Origin of the sequence: Limnohabitans sp. 2KL-3, from assembly GCF_001269405.1 — a bacterium.
Classification (GTDB): Bacteria; Pseudomonadota; Gammaproteobacteria; order Burkholderiales; family Burkholderiaceae_C; genus Limnohabitans_A.
Genome location: NZ_CXON01000004.1, coordinates 190,242 through 210,318, shown reverse-complemented (window position 1 = coordinate 210,318; position 20,077 = coordinate 190,242). Strand labels below are relative to the sequence as shown.

Here is a 20,077-nt window from a genome sequence, read left to right as displayed (position 1 = left end):
GGGCGCGGCTCCCACACAAAAACCATGAAGAAAAAAACACCTACCGTCGACATCCAAGCCTTGCCGCCTGAGGTGCGTCCCGGCCAATCGGTTGAGTTGCTCAAGCAGCTGCACATCCTGACCCGCGAGGGCAAGCTCAACCAGGATTCGCGCCGCAAGCTCAAGCAGGTTTACCACCTGTTTCAGTTCATCGAAAAACTGCTCAAAGAGTTGCCCGCCAGCGACAGCGGCCCCACGCTGGCCGACCACGGCGCGGGCAAGTCCTATCTGGGCTTCATCATCTACGACCTGTTTTTCAAGGCGCTGGGTCAGGGCACGATCTACGGCATCGAAACCCGCAGCGAACTGGTGGAATCGTCCAAAGCGCTGGCCCAAAAGCTGGGCTTTGAGCGCATGCGCTTTTTGAACGTGAGCGTGGCCGAATCGACGCAAAGTGATCAGCTGCCCGCGCAGATCGACGTGGTCACTGCATTGCACGCCTGCGACACCGCCACCGACGACGCCATCGCCTTTGGCCTGCAAAAGAAAGCCCGCTACATGGTGCTGGTACCCTGCTGCCAAGCCGAGCTGGCCCGGGCGCTCAACCAAAACAAGGCGCTCAATTTGCAGCGCACGCCTTTGGCCGAGCTGTGGCGTCACCCCTTGCACACCCGCGAAGTGGGCAGCCAGCTGACCAATGTGTTGCGCTGCCTGTATCTGGAGTCACAGGGCTACCAGGTCACGGTGACCGAACTGGTGGGCTGGGAACACAGCATGAAAAACGAGCTGATCCTGGCCAAGTACACCGGCCAGAAAAAGCGCACGTCGGGCGAGCGCCTGCTGGCGCTGCTGCAAGAGTTTGGGGTGGAGGGGTTGATGGGCGGGCGTTATCCGCTGGTTGCCGGTCTCAAGCTGTCCCCGCCTTGAGCACATTGATGAAAACGCGTGCGGCATGTGACAGCGAGCGTCCTGCGGGCGTCACGATCGAGATGTCGCGTGTCACTTTGGGGGAGTTCAAGGGCAGGGCGACCAGCTCGGGATCGCGGGCAAATTTGACATAGGCTGCGGGCATGACGGCAACGCCCATGTTGCAGCTGGCCATCCACAAGGCGGTGGACAAAAAAGCCACCTCATTGGCCACTTGCAGCTTCACCCCTTCTTTGGCCGCCGTCATCTCGATCATGTGCCGCACGCCATAACCGTGGCGCATGGTGCTGATGGGGTGGCCCTCCAGGTCGCGCCAATGGAGCGCCTTGCGCTGGGCCAGCGGATGGGTCTTGGGCACGATGGCGCTGAGTTGGTCGCGCATCAAGGTTTCTTTTTCAATCTCGGTGCCTGCGTGGTTCTCTGGTGTGCCGATACCGAAATCCACTTGCTGGGACAGGATGCGCGGCAAAAACTGGTCGGGTGCGCAGTCCTCGATCACCACTTTCACCCCGGGGTGTTGCAGGCGAAAGGTCTGAATGACTTGGGGCAGAAGAATCTCTGCCAGAGTGGGCGTGACGGCCATGCTGATCCGTCCTCTGTGCAGGTCCACCAATTCCAGCTGGTTGTTGCGCAGGGCGTCCACATCGCGCAGGATGCGATCGGCCAACACGATGGCGTCTTGCGCCGCAGGTGTGATGTGCAGGGACCGGGTGGTTCGGTCAAACAGGCGCACGCCCAAGCCTTCTTCCAATTGTTTGATCGAGACGCTGACCGCTGATTGCGTGATGTTCAGGCTGTCCGCTGCAGCGCTGAGCTTGCGCAGGCGGTAGGCGGCAGAGAAAGCCCTCAGTTGCCCCAAGGTGGGTTGGAATCGATTTTTGCCATTCATAAGTAAAAATCATAGCTGGTTCGCAATATTTCAATTTACAAATGAAACAACATTGATTCCAATCATTTTTGGACTGGCCCTGTGTGGACGTTCACATCACTTCAAAAGGAGACAACATGTTTCAAAAGTTTCGTGCAATCACCCGCTTGTTGGCCTTGACGCTGTCGGGGGCCATCCTGCCTCTGGCGGTCATGGCCCAAAACGCCTATCCGCAAAAACCGATCCGGGTGGTGGTGACCTTTCCGCCGGGGGGCAGCGCGGATGCCATGATCCGCATCCTGTCGCCGCGTCTGAACGAGAAGCTGGGCCAGCAGTTGGTGGTGGAAAACCGTCCTGGCGCAGGCGGCAACATCGGATTGGCTGCCGTGGCCAAGGCAGCGCCCGATGGTTACATGTTGGGTGTGGGGGCGGCAGGTGGCTTGACGGCCAACGTCAGCCTTTACCCACAAATGCCATTTGACCCCGCCAAGGAGTTGGCACCCATCACCATGTTGGCGGCCATTCCGTTTGTGATCGTGGGTCACCCCTCCGTGCAAGCCAACACGGTGGCGCAACTGATCGCCTCGGCCAAAAGTCAACTGGGCAAATATGCCATCGGGCACGGCGGCAATGGCACGGCCATGCATCTCTCGACAGCTTTGTTCTCTCAGATGGCGGACATCAAATTGACGGAGGTGCCCTACCGTGGCTCCGGCCCTGCTGCCATGGATGCCTTGTCGGGTCAGGTCCCGCTGGCGTTGACCGATTTGCCCGCAGCATTGCAGCACATCAAGGCAGGCAAGCTCAAGGCATTCGCTGTCACCAGCCCCAACAGGTTGGCATCTTTGCCGGATGTGCCGACTTTGGCCGAGTCGGGTTTGACCGGCTATGACTCTACGGGCTGGTTCGGCCTGGTGGCTCCTGCTGGAACACCAGAGCCTATCCTGAGCCGATTGCATGCGGAATTCACAGCGGCATTGAACGACGAGGGCATTCGCACCCAGATGCGCAACATTGGCATGGAGCCCGTGCCTTCATCCACCGAAGCATTTGACACCTACATGAAAAGTGAAACGCGCAAGTGGGGCGACGTGATTCGCAAAGCCAACATCAAACTTCAGTGAGAAACCGCCCAAATGAACCAGGATTTTGCAAGCGATGTGTTGGTGGTGGGCGCAGGGCCTGTGGGCCTGACTTTGGCGATGGATCTGGCCAGGTCGGGTGTCCGGGTGACCGTGGTCGAGGTGCGGCGCTTTGGTGAACCACCCAATGTGAAGTGCAACCATGTGTCGGCCCGGTCCATGGAGCAATTCAGGCGTTTGGGCGTGTCGTCTGTTTTGCGCCAAGCGGGATTGCCGGAAGACTTTCCCAACGATGTGGTGTTTCGCACGCGCATGACGGGTGTCGAGTTGACCCGCATCCCGATCCCTTGCCGGCGCGACCGGTACACCGAGCTCGAAGGCCCGGACACCGGATGGCCCACGCCGGAGCCACCTCACCGCATCAACCAGATTTACCTGGAGCCTTTGCTTTTGGCGCATGCCGTCAAGCAAGAAGGCTTGAGCTTGCTCAGCAGGACCCGCTTGATCGATTTTGAACAGGACGATCACGGGGTCTTGGTGAGTCTGGAGGATTTGGACACCCAAGAAGTTCGGCAATTGCGCGTTCTTTACCTGGTCGGTTGTGATGGCGGCAGCTCTGGCGTGCGCAAAAAAATGGGGGCTCAACTGCAAGGCACCGAGGTGATTCAGCGTGTGCAGTCAACGCACATTCGTGCCCCCCAATTGGCCGCCTTACTCCCCGGCAAACTGGCTTGGTGTTATTACTCGGTCAACCCGGATCGTTGCGGAACGGTTTTTGCCATCGATGGTCAAGAAACCTGGTTGGTCCACAACCATCTGAATGCGCAAGAACTGGAGTTCGATTCGGTTGATCGTGACAAGTCGATTCGGCATATTTTGGGCGTGGGGCCTGATTTTGAGTACCAGATCATCACCAAGGAAGATTGGGTCGGACGCCGTTTGGTGGCCAACCGTTTTCGCAACGGCAAGGTGTTTTTGGCCGGAGACGCTGCGCACCTTTGGGTGCCTTATGCGGGTTACGGCATGAATGCCGGCATCGCGGACGCCACCAACCTGGCTTGGTTGCTGTCGGCCCGTGTCCAAGGGTGGGCGGACGAATCGATCCTGGATGCGTACGAAGCGGAGCGTCAACCGATCACCGAGCAGGTGTCGCACTTCGTCATGAACCACGCACAAAAAATGATCAAGGCGAGAAGTGCCGTGCCTGCAGAGATTGAAGCGGACAACGAAGCAGGACAGGCCGCGCGGCTTCACATGGGTCAAGAGGCTTACGCGCTCAATGTGCAGCAGTTTTGTTGTGCGGGTCTGAATTTTGGCTATTTTTACGAAAAGTCACCCATCATTGCCTTTGACGAAGAGTCTGCGCCGGCTTACACCATGGGCGACTTCACCGCGTCCACGGTGCCGGGGTGCCGTGCACCCCACTTCTGGTTGAATGATGGACGCTCTTTGTACGATGAACTCGGACCTGCCTACACTTTGATGGTGCTGGACGCCAGTGCGCAGGTGATGCCTTTGCTGGAGGCCGCGCAGCAAGCGCAAGTGCCCTTGAAAGTGCTGGATGTGAGTGAGCAGTCAGAGCGGCCATCCGCCTACACACACAAATTGCTGATTTGCAGGACCGACCAGCATGTGGTGTGGCGAGGCGATGACTGCACCGTTGGCTCGGTTGAATTGATGCAAAAGCTCAGAGGTCTCGGCGAAAAGACCGACGCTTGATGGGCGACACCTGGCACCCAGATGCCTGGTTTTCATCCGAATCGGAGCCGCTCCGTTTCGGATGAAAGACGGTCATTGGCGTGACCGTTGGGTTTCAGGTGATCGCCTTATTGCGGCTCAATCTTCGCGTCGCGAATGGCCTTGGCCCATTTGGCGGTTTCGGCTTTGGAGCGTTGTGCCAATGCCTCGGGTGAGGCTGGGGCGGTTTCGAAGCCCAAGGCGGAGAAGCGCTCCAGGATGGTCTTGTCGGTGGCCGCAGCGTTCACAGCAGCGTTGAGTTTGTTGACGATGTCGGCGGGTGTACCAGCCGGGGCAAAGACCGCGAAGTAGGCGATCAGTTCATAGTCCTTCAGGCCCAGGGCTTCGTTCACGGTGGGCAACTCGGGGATGGCTTTGGAGCGTTGGGTTGAGGTGACGGCCAAGCCCCGGATCTTGCCCGCCTTGACCTGCGGCAGCATGACCGCAAAGTCGGCGGTGAACATGTTCACCTGGCCGCCAATCAGGTCGGTCATGGCGGCCGGGCCGCTCTTGTAAGGCACATTGGTCATTTGGATGCCGGCCATGCTGGAGAGCACTTCGCTCGACACCAGTTGCGAAGTGCTGGCGCTGGCAAAGGTGATTTGTGTGGGCTTGGATTTGGCCAGGTCCACAAACTCTTTGAGGTTTTTGGCGGGCACGTCGTTGTTCACGGCCACGATCAGCGGCACCGAGCCCATGTAGGCCACGGGCGCAAAGGCGGTGTCCTGGTCGTAGGGCAGCTTTTTCATCAGGCTCTTGAGCGCCGCGTTGGTGCTGTTGGTGCCGATCAGAATGGTGTAGCCGTCGGGGGCCGATTTGGCCACTGCGTCGGCACCGAGCATGCCGTTGACACCGGCTTTGTTGTCCACCACCACGGGTTGGCCCAGCACTTCTGACATTTTTTGTGCAAAAGCGCGGCCAATTTGGTCGGTGGCGCTGCCCGCGGCAAAGGGCACAACGGCTTTGATGGGTTTGGTGGGGTAGGACTGAGCCAGTGTCTGTGTGGCGTTCAGGCTAAGCCCGAACAAAAGACTCAGCAGACCTGCGATGCGTGTGGTGTTCATGGTGCTGTTCCAAAGAGAAAGGCTGTGATTTGATCACAGCCTTTCATTCCAACGCCATTGGGATTTGTCCCACAACCCCCGGTCAGAGGGGCTGGGACAGCAAGCGCTCAGTTCAAAGACGCCAGGTGATGAATGAATAGTACCGGGTGCCGTTTTGCAAAGAACGGATACCAATGTCGGTGGTGGTGGTACTTGAGTTTCCTGGGAAGTTGGGGCCCCAGCAAGCAGAGGTGTCCAAGGGGGTGAACGCAATCGTTTTGTCGTTTTTGCCCATGTATTTTTCAACTTGCCAAATGCGTGCTCTTTTGTTGGTGCAAGCATCCAAAGGGGGGGCATAACCGGCAATGAAGGAAACTTCAGGGACCAAAGACGCGCTGTCAAAAGACCACTTGGCTGTGACGGCACTGGAGGGTTTCAAGATGGCGTCCTTGACCTCTGCGGAGTTGGTCAACACTGGCCATGCAACGCCTTTGGCATCGGTTGGCGAGGGCAATGCCCCTGGCAGGCGAAGTTTGTGGATCTCTTCTTGACCGGAGACGTACACCACTTTCACCGTGTACAAAGATTGGCTTTGGATCGAAGAGAAGTCCAACAAACGGGTGTTGTTGTAAAACTGGTTGCTGGCACTTTGGCTGCTCCACCAGGTGTCCAGTGCGGATGTGCTGATGTTGGCGCTCAAAGGGATGCCGCCCAGTCTGAACTCGTTCACGCTGTCGGGTGCGTAAGTCAGTTGTGCAGGCATTTGGCCGGTGCGGTTCAAAATGCCCAGGTAGGGTGAGCTGTACAAGCTTGGATCAACGGGTGCCAGAACCAAGCCTGCTGCGGGCAAACCTGGACCTGTGACGTTGGCTGCCAAAATATTGGTCGACACCCAGTTGCCATTGACCTGTTTGTAATTGTTGATCAGGATGTGGATGCCCGAGAAGAGGGCGCTGGGAGATGTGCCCTGGCTGCTCGCGTTCATGTTTTCGTAGCGACTCAAGCGAGGCTCGATGCGGATTTCCAAATCCCGTTGATTGCCATAAAGCCACCAAGTGCTGCCTGTGGCCGAAGCCACTTTGTTGTCTTGCAAGCGCCCAGATTCACCCAGGTCACGGAAGATGGCCAGTCGGCTGTGCGTGGTTTGTGTCAAGGGCTGATACCAGCGCAATTCAACAGTGGCCGATGTGCCTGAACTGATGGACATGATTTTGGGGTACTCAAAAACAGCGCCCACCGAATTGCTTTCACCGATGTCTGAAAACAGGTGGGTCTGAAAGTTCACGCTGTCATGTTTGTAGGCCAAGGGGGCGAGGCCGGCACAGGCGGCGCTGGCCGCGCGTGCGCTCACCGTGACTTTCATGCATTCGTTCATTCGATTGCGCCAGCTGCCCAATTGGGACAAAGGGAAAACATCATTGCCGCTGGATACGCTGGTCAGTTTGTTGCTGGCGCTCAGTGGACGCAAAGGGCTGGGAGATTCCGAGTCTGAAAGCATGACTTGCTTGGGGTACAGCACCGTCAGACCGTCACTGTTTCGGGTGAAGTTCAGGGAGTCCAGTACCGCATCCAGGCCTTTGCCGGAGGCGTCAAAGGGGGTGTTCAAGATGTCCAGACTGGTGGCATTGCCGCCTGTGGTTTGATAGGCCGAGACAATCCACTCTTTCACCGTATTTTTGGCAGTTTTAAGCGCCGTGGTGTCCACACTGGTGGCGCTGATGTCGGACGGTTTGATGTTTTTGGATTTGGCGTATTCGCTGACCACTGCATCGGTCAAGGGTGTGATGTTGGTGGTGGCCGAGCTCCCTTGCGTGCTGCCATCCCAGATCGAGTACATCTTGCGTCCATCGCTCAATGTGACCGACATGATGGCGGGACTCTTGACTTTGGACATGTCAATGCTGAATTTGCCTGCGGTGTCCGTGACCGTGGTGACGCTGGAGGGTTTGGCATCGAGGAACGTCACGGTGGAGTTGGTCAACGGCGCACCCGTGGCCACAGTGCCGCCAAGAAGAATGCTGGCCACGGGTGTGGTCACAGGCAAGGTCACAGGCAAGGTCACAGGGGGTGTCACAGGTGTGGTCACGGGTGGTGTCACAGGTGTGGTCACGGGTGGTGTCACAGGTGTGGTCACGGGAGTTGTCACAGGTGTTGTGACGGGTGTCGTGACAGGAGTCGTCGCCGGTGTTGTTGAGGGGGTTGTCCCGGGTGTGGTGGCGGGTGTTGATCCGGATGAGGGAGGTGTGACGGGCGTTGTGAATGGGGTGGTCAATGGTGTTGAAACGGGGGCAGGTGACGGCGTTGTCACTGCAGCCGTGTCAGGTGTTGTGGTGGTGTTCGGCGCTGGGGTTGTGGCCGGCGCTGAGTTTGTTGTCTCCAAAGAGGGCTCTGGTGTGGCTCCTCCACCGCCGCCTCCGCAGCCCGCGAGGATGACCGTGGCGGCCGTGATGATGGCTTGAGACAGTGTGTAAGCAGTGCGATGGCTTCGTTTCTTCATGAAAACCCCTTGTGAAATGGTTTGTTGCTTTTTCGAAAAATTGTACTAATTCGTTGTCAAAAAATATTCTATAACGAATTATTAAATTTATCAAATTTTTACAAATGAATCACAAATTTGCACTGTCGGTTGGTTTGTGTTTGGGGTGATGGGTTGAAAACAAGCAAGCTCAAACGGGACGGTTGAGCGCTCCGCCCGCAGACGCTCTGACGGGACAAAAAAGCCTGGAAATGGTCAGGCACCATCCCGCTGATGATCAGCGTTTGTGCTCAATACAACACCGCCACAGGCACCCGCCCGACGGTGGGCAAGCCCGCTTGGGTCCATGCCTTGAAGCCCCCTCGGTACCAAATGACTTGGGTGTAGCCCAGTTGGCGCGCACGCATGGCTGCATTCACCGACAACCAGCTTTCCGAGTGGCTGCAGTAAAAAACCACCGGTTTGTTCAGGTCGGGAGCTACTGCTCGCAGCATCTGGCCAAAGCGCTCGGCATAGGGCTGCTCCAACTTGTCGTCTTCGAATGCCAGACCGCTGTTGATGAAGCTGAGTGCTCCGGGAACTACAGGTCCAAAGCTCGCCGCATCAATCACCACAGGGCGTTCGGCTTGCCGCAGGGCTTGGGTCAATGTGCCGGTATCCCAGCGTTGAATGCCATCCAGCGCTTTGGGGGTCATGCCCGTGAGCGCCTGACCCCAACGCAATTTGGACGGGGTGCTAGCACCCGGTTCATCGCGCTCTGCCTGGAGGTGTTCGGGCGATGGTGTTGGCAACTGGCCCAATATGGCAGCGGCTTGGGTGCTTGCCTCATCGTAGAGGGGCAGCACCTCATGCTCGTTGACGGACACCAAACGGCAAAGTTTGGGGTTGTTTTTGGCGTGGTTGCATTGGTACAGAGCCCCCAGCATGGCCCGACCAGGGTCATCCACACCCCAGCGCACGCCATAACCCGTTTTGCCCCAGCCAATTGCCATGGCTTTGTTTTCTTTGGCACTCAGGTAGTTGTTGAATGTGCGTTGGGCAATCGTTTTGCACAGCAATTGGCCTTTGCAAAGCCCTTCAATCAGTGCTCCGGCGCGGTCATGCATGTCCACCATGGGCTCGCCCAGGGATGTGCCAAAAAAGCCCAGCTGTACTTTCATGCTGGCGGGCAATTGCAGGGGCACGGTCTCGGTTTGGGTCACCACGCCCAGACTCAAGGCGTCTTTGCCGGTATGTTGTTGGCATTGATCGAAAGGCGTTTGACCGGTAGGGCAGAACCAGGGCGTTCTGTCTTTTTCTTGTGTGCGTTGGAGTTCGCGGACCCTTAAAAATCCAGAGGCCTCCTGGATGTCGTACAGGGCTTGGTTGATGACCTGAGCATCAAATTTGTCACCCATTTGCAGTTTGTACCAGGCGTACATCTGGGGCATCAAACTGGGATTGACGCGTTTGGAGTCCCGGTCGTGCGCGCCGTGAATGCCGACCACGGTTCCCCTTGGCAAGCTTCCCGTGCCAAAGACGCGTGCTTGCCCGGCCATGAAAATCAACGAGCATGCTGACATGCAATAACCCGAAGCCACGGTGGTGATCTTGGCGTCTCGCACCATGCGTGCCACTTGCATCCCCGTCCAGAGGTCTCCCCCAGGCCCGTTGACCAAAATCAGCCGCTCAATGCCGCCTTGGGCCAAGGCCTCCTTAAATTGTAAAAAGTCCTGATCAACGGTGGGGCCCGTGGCAAAAAGGTCATGGCCCACCCGTTCCAGTGTCATGGCCTGTGAGTTGGCGGACAGCCAAAGCGACAGGCACACAGTCAATGCTTTGAAAACACGGCTCATCAGGACCTCGCGCAACAGTGGAAAAACTGGCGAGTATTTTTGCATTAAAAATGAGTTATTTGATATTCACTTTAATTGGGGTCAGATCCCAATTAAACTGCGGGTCTCAAACAGGGAGTTCCCATGGCCCGCCAACCCCGCCTGACCGTTGCAGGCTATCCCCACCACGTTATTCAGCGCGGCAATGACCGTCAGGCCATCGTGCGCGACGATGCGGACCGCGAGCGTTTGCTGGCGCTGTGGCAAGAGCATGCGCAAACTTTCAAGGTGGCCATTCATGCCTATGTGATCATGGACAACCACTTCCATTTGCTGCTCACGCCCGAAACCGACGAGGGCCTGCCGCAGATGATGCAGGCGGTGGGGCGGGCCTATGTGCGCTACTTCAATTTGCGACACCAGCGCACCGGCACGCTGTGGGAAGGGCGCTACCGCAGCAACCTGATTGAAAGCGAACGCTATCTTTTGGCCTGCATGGTCTACATCGACTTGAACCCGGTGCGGGCGGGCATGGTGGGGCAAGCCGCCGACTTCAAATGGTCCAGCCACAGGCACTGTATTGGGCAGTTGAGCGACAAGTTGGTGACGCCTCACGCCCTGTTTTGGGGCTTGGGCAACACCCCTTTTGCCCGTGAGGCAGCTTATGCCGAGCTGGTGCAGACGGGCCTGGCGCAGCGGGAAAAGGACCAACTCACGCAAAGCGCCTTGTCGGGCTGGGCGCTGGGATCGGCCCATTTTGTGAGTGGTTTGCAGCAAAACACCCAGCGTCGCTTGGTGCCGGGCAAGGCGGGTCGACCTGCCAAAAAGACCCTAGATTGAATCTGTCCCCAATTAAATCAATGCCAAACCAAAAACCAAATTAATTGGGATCTGACCCCAATTAAAAAGTTTGGCATGGATGCTGCAGTGCACTACACTCTTCGGTCTGCGTGAAAACCCTTAGGAGCGCCCATGACTTCGGCCAGTGCAAAAGAACATTTCCAATCAACCGGTCTGTATGACCCCGCCAATGAGCACGATGCTTGTGGTGTCGGCTTTGTGGCCCACATCAAAGGGCACAAGACCCACGCCATCGTGACCCAGGCCCTCAAGATCCTGGAAAACCTCGACCACCGGGGTGCTGTGGGCGCGGACGCGCTCATGGGCGACGGTGCCGGTATCTTGATCCAGTTGCCCGATGCGCTGTACCGCGACGAGATGGCCAAGCAGGGCGTGAACCTGCCGCCCTTTGGTGAGTATGGCGTGGGCATGGTCTTCTTGCCCAAAGAGCACGCATCGCGCATGGCTTGCGAGCAAGAACTCGAACGCGCCGTCAAGGCCGAAGGCCAAGTGGTGCTGGGCTGGCGCGATGTGCCCGTGAACCGCGACATGCCCATGTCGCCCACCGTGCGCCAAAAAGAGCCGGTCATGCGCCAGATCTTCATCGGCCGCGGTGCCGACGTGATCGTGCAAGACGCCTTGGAGCGCAAGCTGTACGTGATCCGCAAGACCGCCAGCGCCGCCATCCAGAACCTGCGCCTGACCCACAGCAACGAGTACTACATCCCCAGCATGTCCAGCCGCACTGCGGTTTACAAGGGCTTGCTGCTGGCCGACCAAGTGGGCACCTATTACCTGGACCTGCAAGACGAGCGCTGCGTTTCGGCCTTGGGCCTGGTGCACCAGCGTTTCTCCACCAATACCTTCCCCGAGTGGCCCTTGGCTCACCCCTACCGTTATGTGGCGCACAACGGTGAGATCAACACCGTCAAGGGCAACTACAACTGGATGAAGGCCCGTGAAGGCGTGATGTCTTCGCCCGTGCTGGCTGCCGACCTGCAAAAGCTCTACCCCATCAGCTTCGCCGGTCAGTCCGACACCGCCACGTTTGACAACTGCCTGGAACTGCTGACCATGGCGGGTTACCCCATCAGCCAGGCCGTGATGATGATGATCCCCGAGCCATGGGAACAGCACACCACCATGGACGAGCGCCGCAAGGCCTTCTATGAATACCACGCTGCGATGCTGGAGCCATGGGACGGCCCTGCGTCGATCGTGTTCACTGACGGCCGCCAGATCGGCGCCACGCTGGACCGCAACGGCCTGCGCCCCTCGCGCTACATCATCACCGACGACGACATGGTCATCATGGGCTCCGAGACCGGCGTGCTGCCGATTCCTGAGAGCAAGATCGTGCGCAAGTGGCGTCTGCAGCCCGGCAAGATGTTCCTGATTGACTTGGAACAAGGCCGCATGATCAACGACGAAGAGTTGAAAGCCGGTTTGGCCAGTGCAAAGCCTTATAAGCAGTGGATCGAAAACCTGCGCGTCAAGCTGGACGATGTGGCTGCTGCTCCCTTGGCCCCCGCCTCGGATGTGGCCTTGCTCGACCTGCAACAAGCCTTTGGCACCACCCAAGAAGACATCAAGTTCTTGTTGGCTCCCATGGCCTCGGCCGGTGAAGAAGCCATTGGCTCCATGGGCAACGACAGCCCGCTGGCCGTGCTGTCCGACAAAAACAAGCCGCTGTACAACTACTTCAAGCAGTTGTTCGCGCAAGTGACCAACCCACCGATCGACCCGATCCGCGAAGCGATCGTGATGTCACTGGTGTCCTTCATCGGCCCCAAGCCGAACCTGCTGGACATCAACCAAGTCAACCCGCCCATGCGCCTCGAAGTGAGCCAGCCGATCCTGGACTTCGCCGACATGGCCAAGCTGCGCAACATCGAGCAAGCCACCAAGGGCAAGTTCAAGAGCGCGACGCTCGACATCACCTACCCCGCCTTGTGGGGTCGTGAAGGCGTGGAAGCCAAATTGGCCTCGCTGTGCGCTGAAGCGGTGGACGCCATCAAGGGCGGCCACAACATCCTGATCATCAGCGATCGCGGTGTCAACGCCACCCAAGTGGCTGTGCCTGCGCTGCTGGCGTTGTCGGCCATCCACCAGCACCTGGTGACCGAAGGCCTGCGCACCACGGCTGGCCTGGTGGTCGAGACCGGCACCGCCCGCGAAGTGCACCACTTTGCTGTGCTCGCCGGTTACGGCGCCGAAGCCGTGCACCCCTACTTGGCGATGGAAACCCTGGCTGCTCTGCACAAAGAGCTGCCCGGCGACTTGTCGGCTGAGAAAGCCATCTACAACTACGTCAAGGCAATCGGCAAGGGCCTGTCCAAGATCATGTCCAAGATGGGCGTGTCGACCTACATGTCGTACTGCGGCGCGCAGTTGTTCGAAGCCATCGGCATCAACACCGAGACCATCAACAAGTACTTCACCGGCACCTCCAGCCGCGTGGGCGGCATTGGCGTGTTCGAGATCGCTGAAGAAGCCTTCCGCATGCACACCGCCGCCTTTGGCGACGACCCGATTCTGGCCACCATGCTGGATGCCGGCGGCGAATACGCATGGCGCGCTCGTGGTGAAGAGCACATGTGGACGCCCGATGCGATTGCCAAGTTGCAGCACTCCACCCGTGCCAACAACTTCAGCACTTACAAGGAATACGCGCAGATCATCAACGACCAAAGCAAGCGCCACATGACGCTGCGCGGTTTGTTCGAGTTCAAGATTGACCCGTCCAAAGCCATCCCGCTGGAGCAGGTCGAGCCTGCTGCCGAGATCGTCAAGCGTTTTGCCACCGGCGCGATGTCGCTGGGCTCAATCTCTACCGAAGCGCACGCCACATTGGCCGTGGCCATGAACCGCATTGGCGGCAAGAGCAACACGGGCGAGGGCGGAGAAGACGCCAACCGTTACCGCAACGAACTCAAGGGCATCCCGATCAAGTTGGGTGATTCCTTGAAGAGCGTGATCGGCGAAGAGAACGTCGAAGTCGACATGCCTTTGGCTGCCGGTGACAGCCTGCGTTCGCGCATCAAGCAAGTGGCTTCGGGCCGCTTCGGTGTCACCGCCGAATACCTGTCGAGCGCCGACCAGATCCAGATCAAGATGGCCCAGGGTGCCAAGCCCGGTGAAGGCGGTCAGTTGCCCGGTGGCAAAGTGTCCGACTACATCGGCAAGCTGCGCCACTCGGTGCCCGGTGTGGGCCTGATTTCGCCACCACCGCACCACGACATCTACTCCATCGAGGACTTGGCCCAGCTGATCCACGATCTGAAGAACGTGGCCCCGCACAGCGACATCAGCGTGAAACTGGTGTCCGAAATCGGCGTCGGTACCATCGCCGCCGGTGTGGCCAAGTGCAAGGCAGATCACGTCGTGATCGCGGGCCACGACGGCGGCACGGGCGCATCGCCCTGGTCGTCGGTCAAGCATGCCGGTTCTCCATGGGAAATCGGTCTGGCCGAAACCCAGCAAACCCTGGTGCTCAACGGCTTGCGTGGTCGCATCCGTGTGCAGGCCGACGGTCAGATGAAGACCGGCCGTGACGTGGCGATTGGCGCATTGCTCGGCGCAGACGAGTTCGGCTTCGCCACCGCACCGCTGGTGGTCGAGGGCTGCATCATGATGCGCAAGTGCCACCTGAACACCTGCCCCGTGGGCGTGGCCACACAAGACCCCACACTGCGCAAGAAGTTCACCGGCAAGCCCGAGCATGTCGTGAACTATTTCTTCTTCATCGCCGAAGAAGTGCGCCAGATCATGGCCCAGCTGGGCATCGCCAAATTCGACGATCTGGTGGGCCGCGCCGACCTGCTCGACATGAAGAGCGGTGTGGAACACTGGAAAGCCAAAGGTTTGGACTTTGGTCGCCTGCTGGCTGTGCCTCAGGTCGCCTCTACCGTGGCCGTGCGCCATGTGGACACACAAGACCACGGCCTCGAAAAAGCCCTGGACAACGTGCTGATCGCCAAGAGCCGCGCCGCCATCGACAAGGGCGAAAAAGTGCAGTTCATGGAAGTCGCCCGCAACGTGAACCGCTCGGTCGGTGCCATGTTGTCCGGTGCGGTGACCAAAGTGCACCCCGAAGGCTTGCCGGACGACACCTTGCGCATCCAATTGGAAGGCACCGGTGGTCAGTCGTTCGGCGCGTTCCTGGCCAAGGGCATCACGCTGTACCTGATTGGTGAAGCCAACGACTACACCGGCAAAGGTTTGTCGGGTGGCCGCATCGTGGTGCGCCCGAGTCTGGAGTTCCGTGGCGTGGCCGCGCAAAACATCATCGTGGGCAACACCGTCATGTACGGCGCGACCACGGGTGAGGCCTTCTTTGCTGGCGTGGCTGGCGAGCGCTTTGCGGTGCGCCTGTCGGGCGCCACCGCTGTGGTGGAAGGCACTGGCGACCACGGTTGCGAATACATGACCGGCGGCACGGTTGCTGTGCTGGGCAAGACCGGCCGCAACTTCGGCGCGGGCATGAGCGGCGGTATCGCCTATGTGTACGACGAAGACGGCGAGTTCGCCTCGCGCTGCAACACCGCCATGGTCAGCATGGAAAAAGTGCTGACGGTGGCAGAGCAAGAAGCGCAAGTCGACCGCAAGGTCTGGCACCGCGATCAGGCCGACGAAGCACAACTCAAGAAACTGCTGGAAGAGCACCACAAGTGGACCGGCAGCCAACGCGCCCGCGAATTGCTGGACAACTGGGCCACAGCTCGCGCCAAGTTCGTGAAAGTGTTCCCGAACGAATACAAGCGCGCCTTGGGCGAGATCAACGCACGCAAAGCGGCGAACGCGGCCAAGGCCGCCAAGCCTGTTGTCGTCTGAGCCCCACGTCAAAAAGTTAAGGAAACATCATGGGAAAAATCACAGGTTTCATGGAATTTGAGCGTATCGAAGAGGGCTACAAACCCGTCACCGAGCGCTTGAAGAACTACGGCGAGTTCGTGATCGGCTTGACGCCCGAGCAGTCCAAAACGCAAGCCGCACGCTGCATGGATTGCGGCACACCGTTTTGCAACAACGGTTGCCCGGTCAACAACATCATTCCGGACTTCAACGACCTGGTGTACCAGGGCGACTGGAAGAACGCGATCGAGGTGCTGCACAGCACCAACAACTTCCCCGAGTTCACCGGCCGCATTTGCCCCGCGCCTTGCGAAGCTGCCTGCGTGGTCAACTTCAACGACGACGCCGTGGGCATCAAGTCCATCGAGCACGCCATCATCGACCGCGCTTGGGCGGAAGGTTGGGTCACGCCCCGCCCCGCCAAGGTCAAGACCGGCAAAACCGTGGCCATCATTGGCGCAGGCCCCGCTGGCTTGGCCGCAGCGCAGCAGCTGGCCCGCGCTGGCCACGATGTGACCTTGTTCGAGAAGAACGACCGCGTGGGTGGTTTGCTGCGCTACGGTATCCCCGACTTCAAGATGGAAAAGACGCACATTGACCGGCGCGTCCAGCAGCTTGAAGCCGAAGGCGTGAAGATCCGCACCAGCGTGCTGGTGGGGCAGTGGCCCAAGGACTCCAAGGTCACCAACTGGGCCAAGGAAACCATCTCGGCTGAACAGCTCAAGAAAGACTTTGACGCTGTGTTGCTCACAGGCGGCTCCGAGCAGTCGCGTGACCTGCCCGTGCCAGGTCGCGACCTGGACGGCATCCACTTCGCCATGGAATTCCTGCCTCAGCAAAACAAGGTCAACGCGGGCGACAAGCTCAAAGGCCAGCTGCGCGCTGACGGCAAAAACGTCATCGTGATCGGTGGCGGCGACACCGGCAGCGACTGCGTGGGCACCAGCACACGTCATGGTGCTGTGAGCGTCACCCAGTTCGAGGTGATGCCCGAGCCGCCCGAAAAAGAAAACAAAGCGATGGTCTGGCCTTACTGGCCCATGAAGCTGCGCACCAGCTCCAGCCATGACGAGAGCGCCGAAAAAGGCCTGCTCAAGCGCGAATTCGCCATCTCCACCAAAGCGTTCACTGGCGAAAAAGGCAAAGTCACCGGATTGACCACGGTGCACGTCGAATTCAAAGACGGCAAGATGGTTGAAGTGCCCGGCACCGAGAAGGAATACAAGGCCGACATGGTCTTGCTGGCCATGGGCTTCACCAACCCGGTCGCCACTGTGCTCGACGCCTTTGGCATCGACAAGGACGCCCGTGGCAACGCCAAGGCCAGCACCGACTTCACCGGCGGCTATGCTACCAATGTGAACAAGGTGTTTGCCGCTGGCGACATGCGCCGGGGTCAGTCGCTGGTGGTGTGGGCCATCCGTGAAGGCCGTCAGGCCGCTCGCGCAGTCGACGAATTCCTGATGGGGAAAAGCGACTTGCCTCGCTAAGGCTACCGGGTTCTAGGTAAAATCCCTAGAGAACCAAGGTTGACATCCCGTTGACCTTGGGCCGCTAACATCACAAGAGCCGGACCCTGACCGGCTTTTGTTTTTCATGAACACCACCACATCACAGCCCCTTGTTGAACTGCGCGACCTGACGTTCGGGTATGGCGACCGTGTCATTTTGAAGAACCTGAGCTTCAATGTGCCACGAGGACAAGTCACGGCCTTGATGGGGGTTTCGGGAGGTGGAAAGACCACGGTGTTGCGATTGATCGGTGGCCAGATCCGTGCCACTGCAGGTCAACTGCTGTTTGACGGCAAGGACATCACCCCCATGCGTCAAGCCGAGTTGTATGCCGCACGGCGTCGAATGGGCATGTTGTTTCAGTTCGGTGCGCTGTTCACCGACATGAGCGTGTTTGACAACGTGGCATTTCCTTTGCGCGAACACACGCATTTGTCTGAAGACCTGATCCGTGACATTGTGCTGATGAAACTCGATGCGGTCGGTTTGCGCGGTGCACGAGACTTGAAACCCTCCGAAATTTCAGGCGGCATGAGCCGCCGAGTGGCCTTGGCCCGCGCCATCGCGCTGGACCCGGACTTGATCATGTACGACGAGCCCTTTGCGGGCCTCGATCCCATTTCACTGGGCACGGCTGCGCGGCTGATTCGCCGTCTCAACGACAGCCTGGGCATCACCAGCGTGGTCGTGTCGCACGATGTGACCGAGACCTTTGAAATCGCCGACCATGTGGTCATTTTGGCCAACGGTGGGGTGGCTGCACAAGGGACACCCACTGAGTTGCGTGCCAGCAACGACCCCCTGATTTACCAGTTTGTGCACGCTTTGAGTGATGGCCCCGTGCCCTTTCATTACCCTGCACCATCGGCTGCTCGCGACTATGACCGGAGGTCTTCATGATCACGTCTTTGTTGGCCGCCTTGGGCGCGAGCACCCGCCAGATGTTGGCCGATTGGGGTTTTGCCGCTCGTTTGTTTTTCAAATTGCTGAGCCTCTCCGGAGTTGTCCTCAAGCGTTTTGGTTTGGTGCGCGACCAGGTTCATTTTTTGGGCAACTATTCGCTGGCCATCATCACAGTGTCCGGCTTGTTTGTGGGCTTTGTGTTGGGTTTGCAGGGTTACTACACCTTGCAACGCTATGGTTCAGCCGAGGCCTTGGGTTTGTTGGTGGCCTTGAGCTTGGTGCGCGAGTTGGGTCCGGTGGTGGCGGCTTTACTTTATGCGGGCCGGGCTGGGGCCTCACTCACGGCCGAGATTGGTTTGATGCGTGCGGGTGAGCAACTCACCGCTTTGGAGATGATGGCGGTGGACCCGGTCCAGCGCATCTTGGCCCCCCGCTTTTGGGGCGGTGTCATTGCGTTGCCCTTGCTTGCCGCAGTGTTCAGCGCCGTGGGCATTTTGGGGGGCTACGTGGTGGGCGTGCTGCTCATCGGTGTCGATGCAGGGTCGTTCTGGAGCCAGATGCAAGGCGGCGTCGATGTGTTCAAGGACGTGGGCAATGGCATCATCAAAAGCGTGGTGTTTGGTGTGGCGGTGACCTTCATCGCTTTGCTGCAAGGCTATGTGGCCAAGCCGACCCCAGAGGGTGTGGCCAGTGCCACCACGCGCAGTGTGGTGGTTTCTTCTTTGTCGGTGTTGGGGTTGGATTTCATCCTCACCGCGATGATGTTCAGCATTTGAGGAGGACGGCATGCAACGTTCAAAAAATGATGTGTGGGTCGGGTTGTTTGTGATGCTCGGCGCAGTGGCTGTGCTTTTTTTGGCCCTCAAAGCGGCCAATTTGCTGACCTGGAGTTTCAGCAAGGATTACGAAGTCAGTGCCAAGTTTGACAACATTGGTGGACTCAAACCGGGTGCGGCAGTCAAAAGCGCTGGGGTGGTGGTTGGCCGTGTCAAGAAAATTGAATTCGACGGTGAATCTTTTCAGGCCAAGGTGACCTTGGCCCTGCAGACGGGGCTGGCTTTTCCCCAAGACAGTTCCTTGAAAATTTTGACCAGTGGCTTGCTTGGTGAACAATATTTGGACGTGACGCCGGGCGCTGACGAAAAGAACCTGGTTGCAGGCGACAAGATCGGATCAACCCAGTCAGCCGTGATTCTGGAAAACTTGATCAGTCAGTTTTTGTTCAACCAGGCTGAAAAACCCAAGGCCGAAAGTCAAAAGCCATGATGATGTCAATGAAACGATGGGCCATGCCCTTGCTTGTGTTGGTGCTGTTCGGACTTCAAGGCTGTGCAACGGTCCAAAACGCGGATGCCCGAGATCCATGGGAGCCGATGAACCGCAGCGTTTACAAGTTCAACGATGTGGTGGACAACGTGGCCATCAAACCACTGGCTCAGGCGTATGTCACAGTGATTCCCTCGTTCGTTCGTACAGGGGTGCACAATGTCTTGGGCAACTTGAGCGATGTCTGGTCCATGGCCAACAGCGCCATGCAGTTGAAGGGTCAAGCCACCGCCGAAACGTTCATGCGCATCAATGTCAACACCTTCTTGGGTCTGGGTGGTTTGCTGGATGTGGCCAGCGAAATGGGCCTTGAAAAAAGAAAAGAAGATTTTGGCCAAACCTTGGGTTACTGGGGTGTCAAGCCGGGTCCTTACCTGATGCTGCCTTTGTTGGGTCCTTCCACTTTGCGTGACGGCCTGGCAACCCCACTGGACATGCAAGCCAACCCTTCCCAGGCGTTCACCGCTGAGACCACCCGCAACGCATTGACTGCGGCCCGTGTGTTGGATGTGCGTGCTGGCTTGCTGCAGACGGTGGATGTCATCAAGGCGGCATCATTGGACCCCTACACCTTTGTGCGTGATGCTTATTTGCAAAAGCGCAACAATGACATCCATGATGGCAATCCACCTTCTGATTTCGATTACGGTGAATCTGACCCACCGTCCAAATAAACCCCGTTACAGTTGCTCACACGGCCCTGGCTGACTGGCCCT

The 20,077-nt window shown here is 58.4% G+C and carries 15 protein-coding genes; 11 read left to right on the top strand and 4 right to left on the bottom strand.

Going from position 1 to position 20,077, the window contains the following annotated elements; translation table 11 throughout:
- Nucleotides 1-24 precede the first annotated feature (24 nt).
- On the top strand, nucleotides 25-906 hold the full coding sequence (locus AMM41_RS08045; protein ID WP_089955927.1) for a class I SAM-dependent methyltransferase: 882 nt from the start codon (nucleotides 25-27) through the stop codon (nucleotides 904-906).
- Here AMM41_RS08045 and AMM41_RS08040 read toward each other — a convergent pair.
- Entirely contained in the window at nucleotides 887-1,795 is a 909-nt protein-coding gene (locus AMM41_RS08040; RefSeq protein ID WP_089955924.1) for a LysR family transcriptional regulator, read from the bottom strand. The genes AMM41_RS08045 and AMM41_RS08040 overlap by 20 nt on opposite strands.
- 116 nt (nucleotides 1,796-1,911) lie before the next feature.
- Here AMM41_RS08040 and AMM41_RS08035 point away from each other — a divergent pair, with 116 nt between their 5' ends.
- Together AMM41_RS08035 and AMM41_RS08030 are read left to right on the top strand one after the other, a co-directional pair.
- Nucleotides 1,912-2,898: a Bug family tripartite tricarboxylate transporter substrate binding protein gene (locus AMM41_RS08035; RefSeq protein WP_089955920.1), complete on the top strand. Its 987-nt coding sequence runs from the start codon at nucleotides 1,912-1,914 to the stop codon at nucleotides 2,896-2,898.
- A 12-nt stretch (nucleotides 2,899-2,910) separates the two neighbouring features.
- Nucleotides 2,911-4,575 carry an FAD-dependent oxidoreductase gene (locus AMM41_RS08030; RefSeq protein ID WP_089955915.1) on the top strand — a complete coding sequence of 555 codons (1,665 nt, stop codon included), beginning with the start codon at nucleotides 2,911-2,913 and terminating at the stop codon, nucleotides 4,573-4,575.
- Nucleotides 4,576-4,682: 107 nt separating this feature from the next.
- Here AMM41_RS08030 and AMM41_RS08025 read toward each other — a convergent pair whose 3' ends face one another.
- Both AMM41_RS08025 and AMM41_RS21820 read right to left on the bottom strand, forming a co-directional pair.
- A complete protein-coding gene (locus AMM41_RS08025) occupies nucleotides 4,683-5,657 on the bottom strand; it encodes a Bug family tripartite tricarboxylate transporter substrate binding protein (protein WP_089955911.1) in 975 nt (324 codons plus the stop codon).
- 112 nt (nucleotides 5,658-5,769) lie between these two features.
- Entirely contained in the window at nucleotides 5,770-7,530 is a 1,761-nt protein-coding gene (locus AMM41_RS21820) for a hypothetical protein (RefSeq protein WP_194944666.1), read from the bottom strand.
- Here AMM41_RS21820 and AMM41_RS21815 point away from each other — a divergent pair.
- Nucleotides 7,529-8,095 carry a hypothetical protein gene (locus tag AMM41_RS21815; RefSeq protein WP_228769161.1) on the top strand — a complete coding sequence of 189 codons (567 nt, stop codon included), beginning with the start codon at nucleotides 7,529-7,531 and terminating at the stop codon, nucleotides 8,093-8,095. The genes AMM41_RS21820 and AMM41_RS21815 overlap by 2 nt on opposite strands.
- A 307-nt stretch (nucleotides 8,096-8,402) precedes the next feature.
- On the opposite strand, the gene AMM41_RS21810 is transcribed toward AMM41_RS21815, so the two are convergent.
- On the bottom strand, nucleotides 8,403-9,947 hold the full coding sequence (locus tag AMM41_RS21810; RefSeq protein WP_194944664.1) for a rhodanese-like domain-containing protein: 1,545 nt from the start codon (nucleotides 9,945-9,947) through the stop codon (nucleotides 8,403-8,405).
- Nucleotides 9,948-10,070: 123 nt separating this feature from the next.
- Here AMM41_RS21810 and AMM41_RS08010 point away from each other — a divergent pair, with 123 nt between their 5' ends.
- The 7 genes from AMM41_RS08010 (at nucleotide 10,071) to AMM41_RS07980 (ending at nucleotide 20,035) form a co-directional block, all read left to right on the top strand.
- Nucleotides 10,071-10,766: a transposase gene (locus AMM41_RS08010; protein ID WP_089955906.1), complete on the top strand. Its 696-nt coding sequence runs from the start codon at nucleotides 10,071-10,073 to the stop codon at nucleotides 10,764-10,766.
- A gap of 132 nt (nucleotides 10,767-10,898) precedes the next feature.
- Entirely contained in the window at nucleotides 10,899-15,599 is a 4,701-nt protein-coding gene (locus AMM41_RS08005) for a glutamate synthase-related protein (protein WP_089955901.1), read from the top strand.
- Between the two features lie 29 nt (nucleotides 15,600-15,628).
- On the top strand, nucleotides 15,629-17,110 hold the full coding sequence (locus AMM41_RS08000) for a glutamate synthase subunit beta (RefSeq protein ID WP_089955898.1): 1,482 nt from the start codon (nucleotides 15,629-15,631) through the stop codon (nucleotides 17,108-17,110).
- Nucleotides 17,111-17,216: 106 nt separating this feature from the next.
- Complete coding sequence (locus tag AMM41_RS07995; protein WP_089955894.1) at nucleotides 17,217-18,032, top strand: ABC transporter ATP-binding protein; 816 nt, start codon at nucleotides 17,217-17,219, stop codon at nucleotides 18,030-18,032.
- Nucleotides 18,029-18,811, top strand: a complete 783-nt coding sequence (gene mlaE / locus AMM41_RS07990) for a lipid asymmetry maintenance ABC transporter permease subunit MlaE (protein ID WP_089955891.1) — start codon at nucleotides 18,029-18,031, stop codon at nucleotides 18,809-18,811. Before AMM41_RS07995 ends, mlaE begins: the two co-directional genes overlap by 4 nt.
- Before the next feature lie 10 nt (nucleotides 18,812-18,821).
- Nucleotides 18,822-19,301 carry an outer membrane lipid asymmetry maintenance protein MlaD gene (gene mlaD, locus AMM41_RS07985; protein WP_089955887.1) on the top strand — a complete coding sequence of 160 codons (480 nt, stop codon included), beginning with the start codon at nucleotides 18,822-18,824 and terminating at the stop codon, nucleotides 19,299-19,301.
- Between the two features lie 23 nt (nucleotides 19,302-19,324).
- Nucleotides 19,325-20,035 carry an MlaA family lipoprotein gene (locus AMM41_RS07980; protein ID WP_228769160.1) on the top strand — a complete coding sequence of 237 codons (711 nt, stop codon included), beginning with the start codon at nucleotides 19,325-19,327 and terminating at the stop codon, nucleotides 20,033-20,035.
- Nucleotides 20,036-20,077 lie beyond the last annotated feature (42 nt).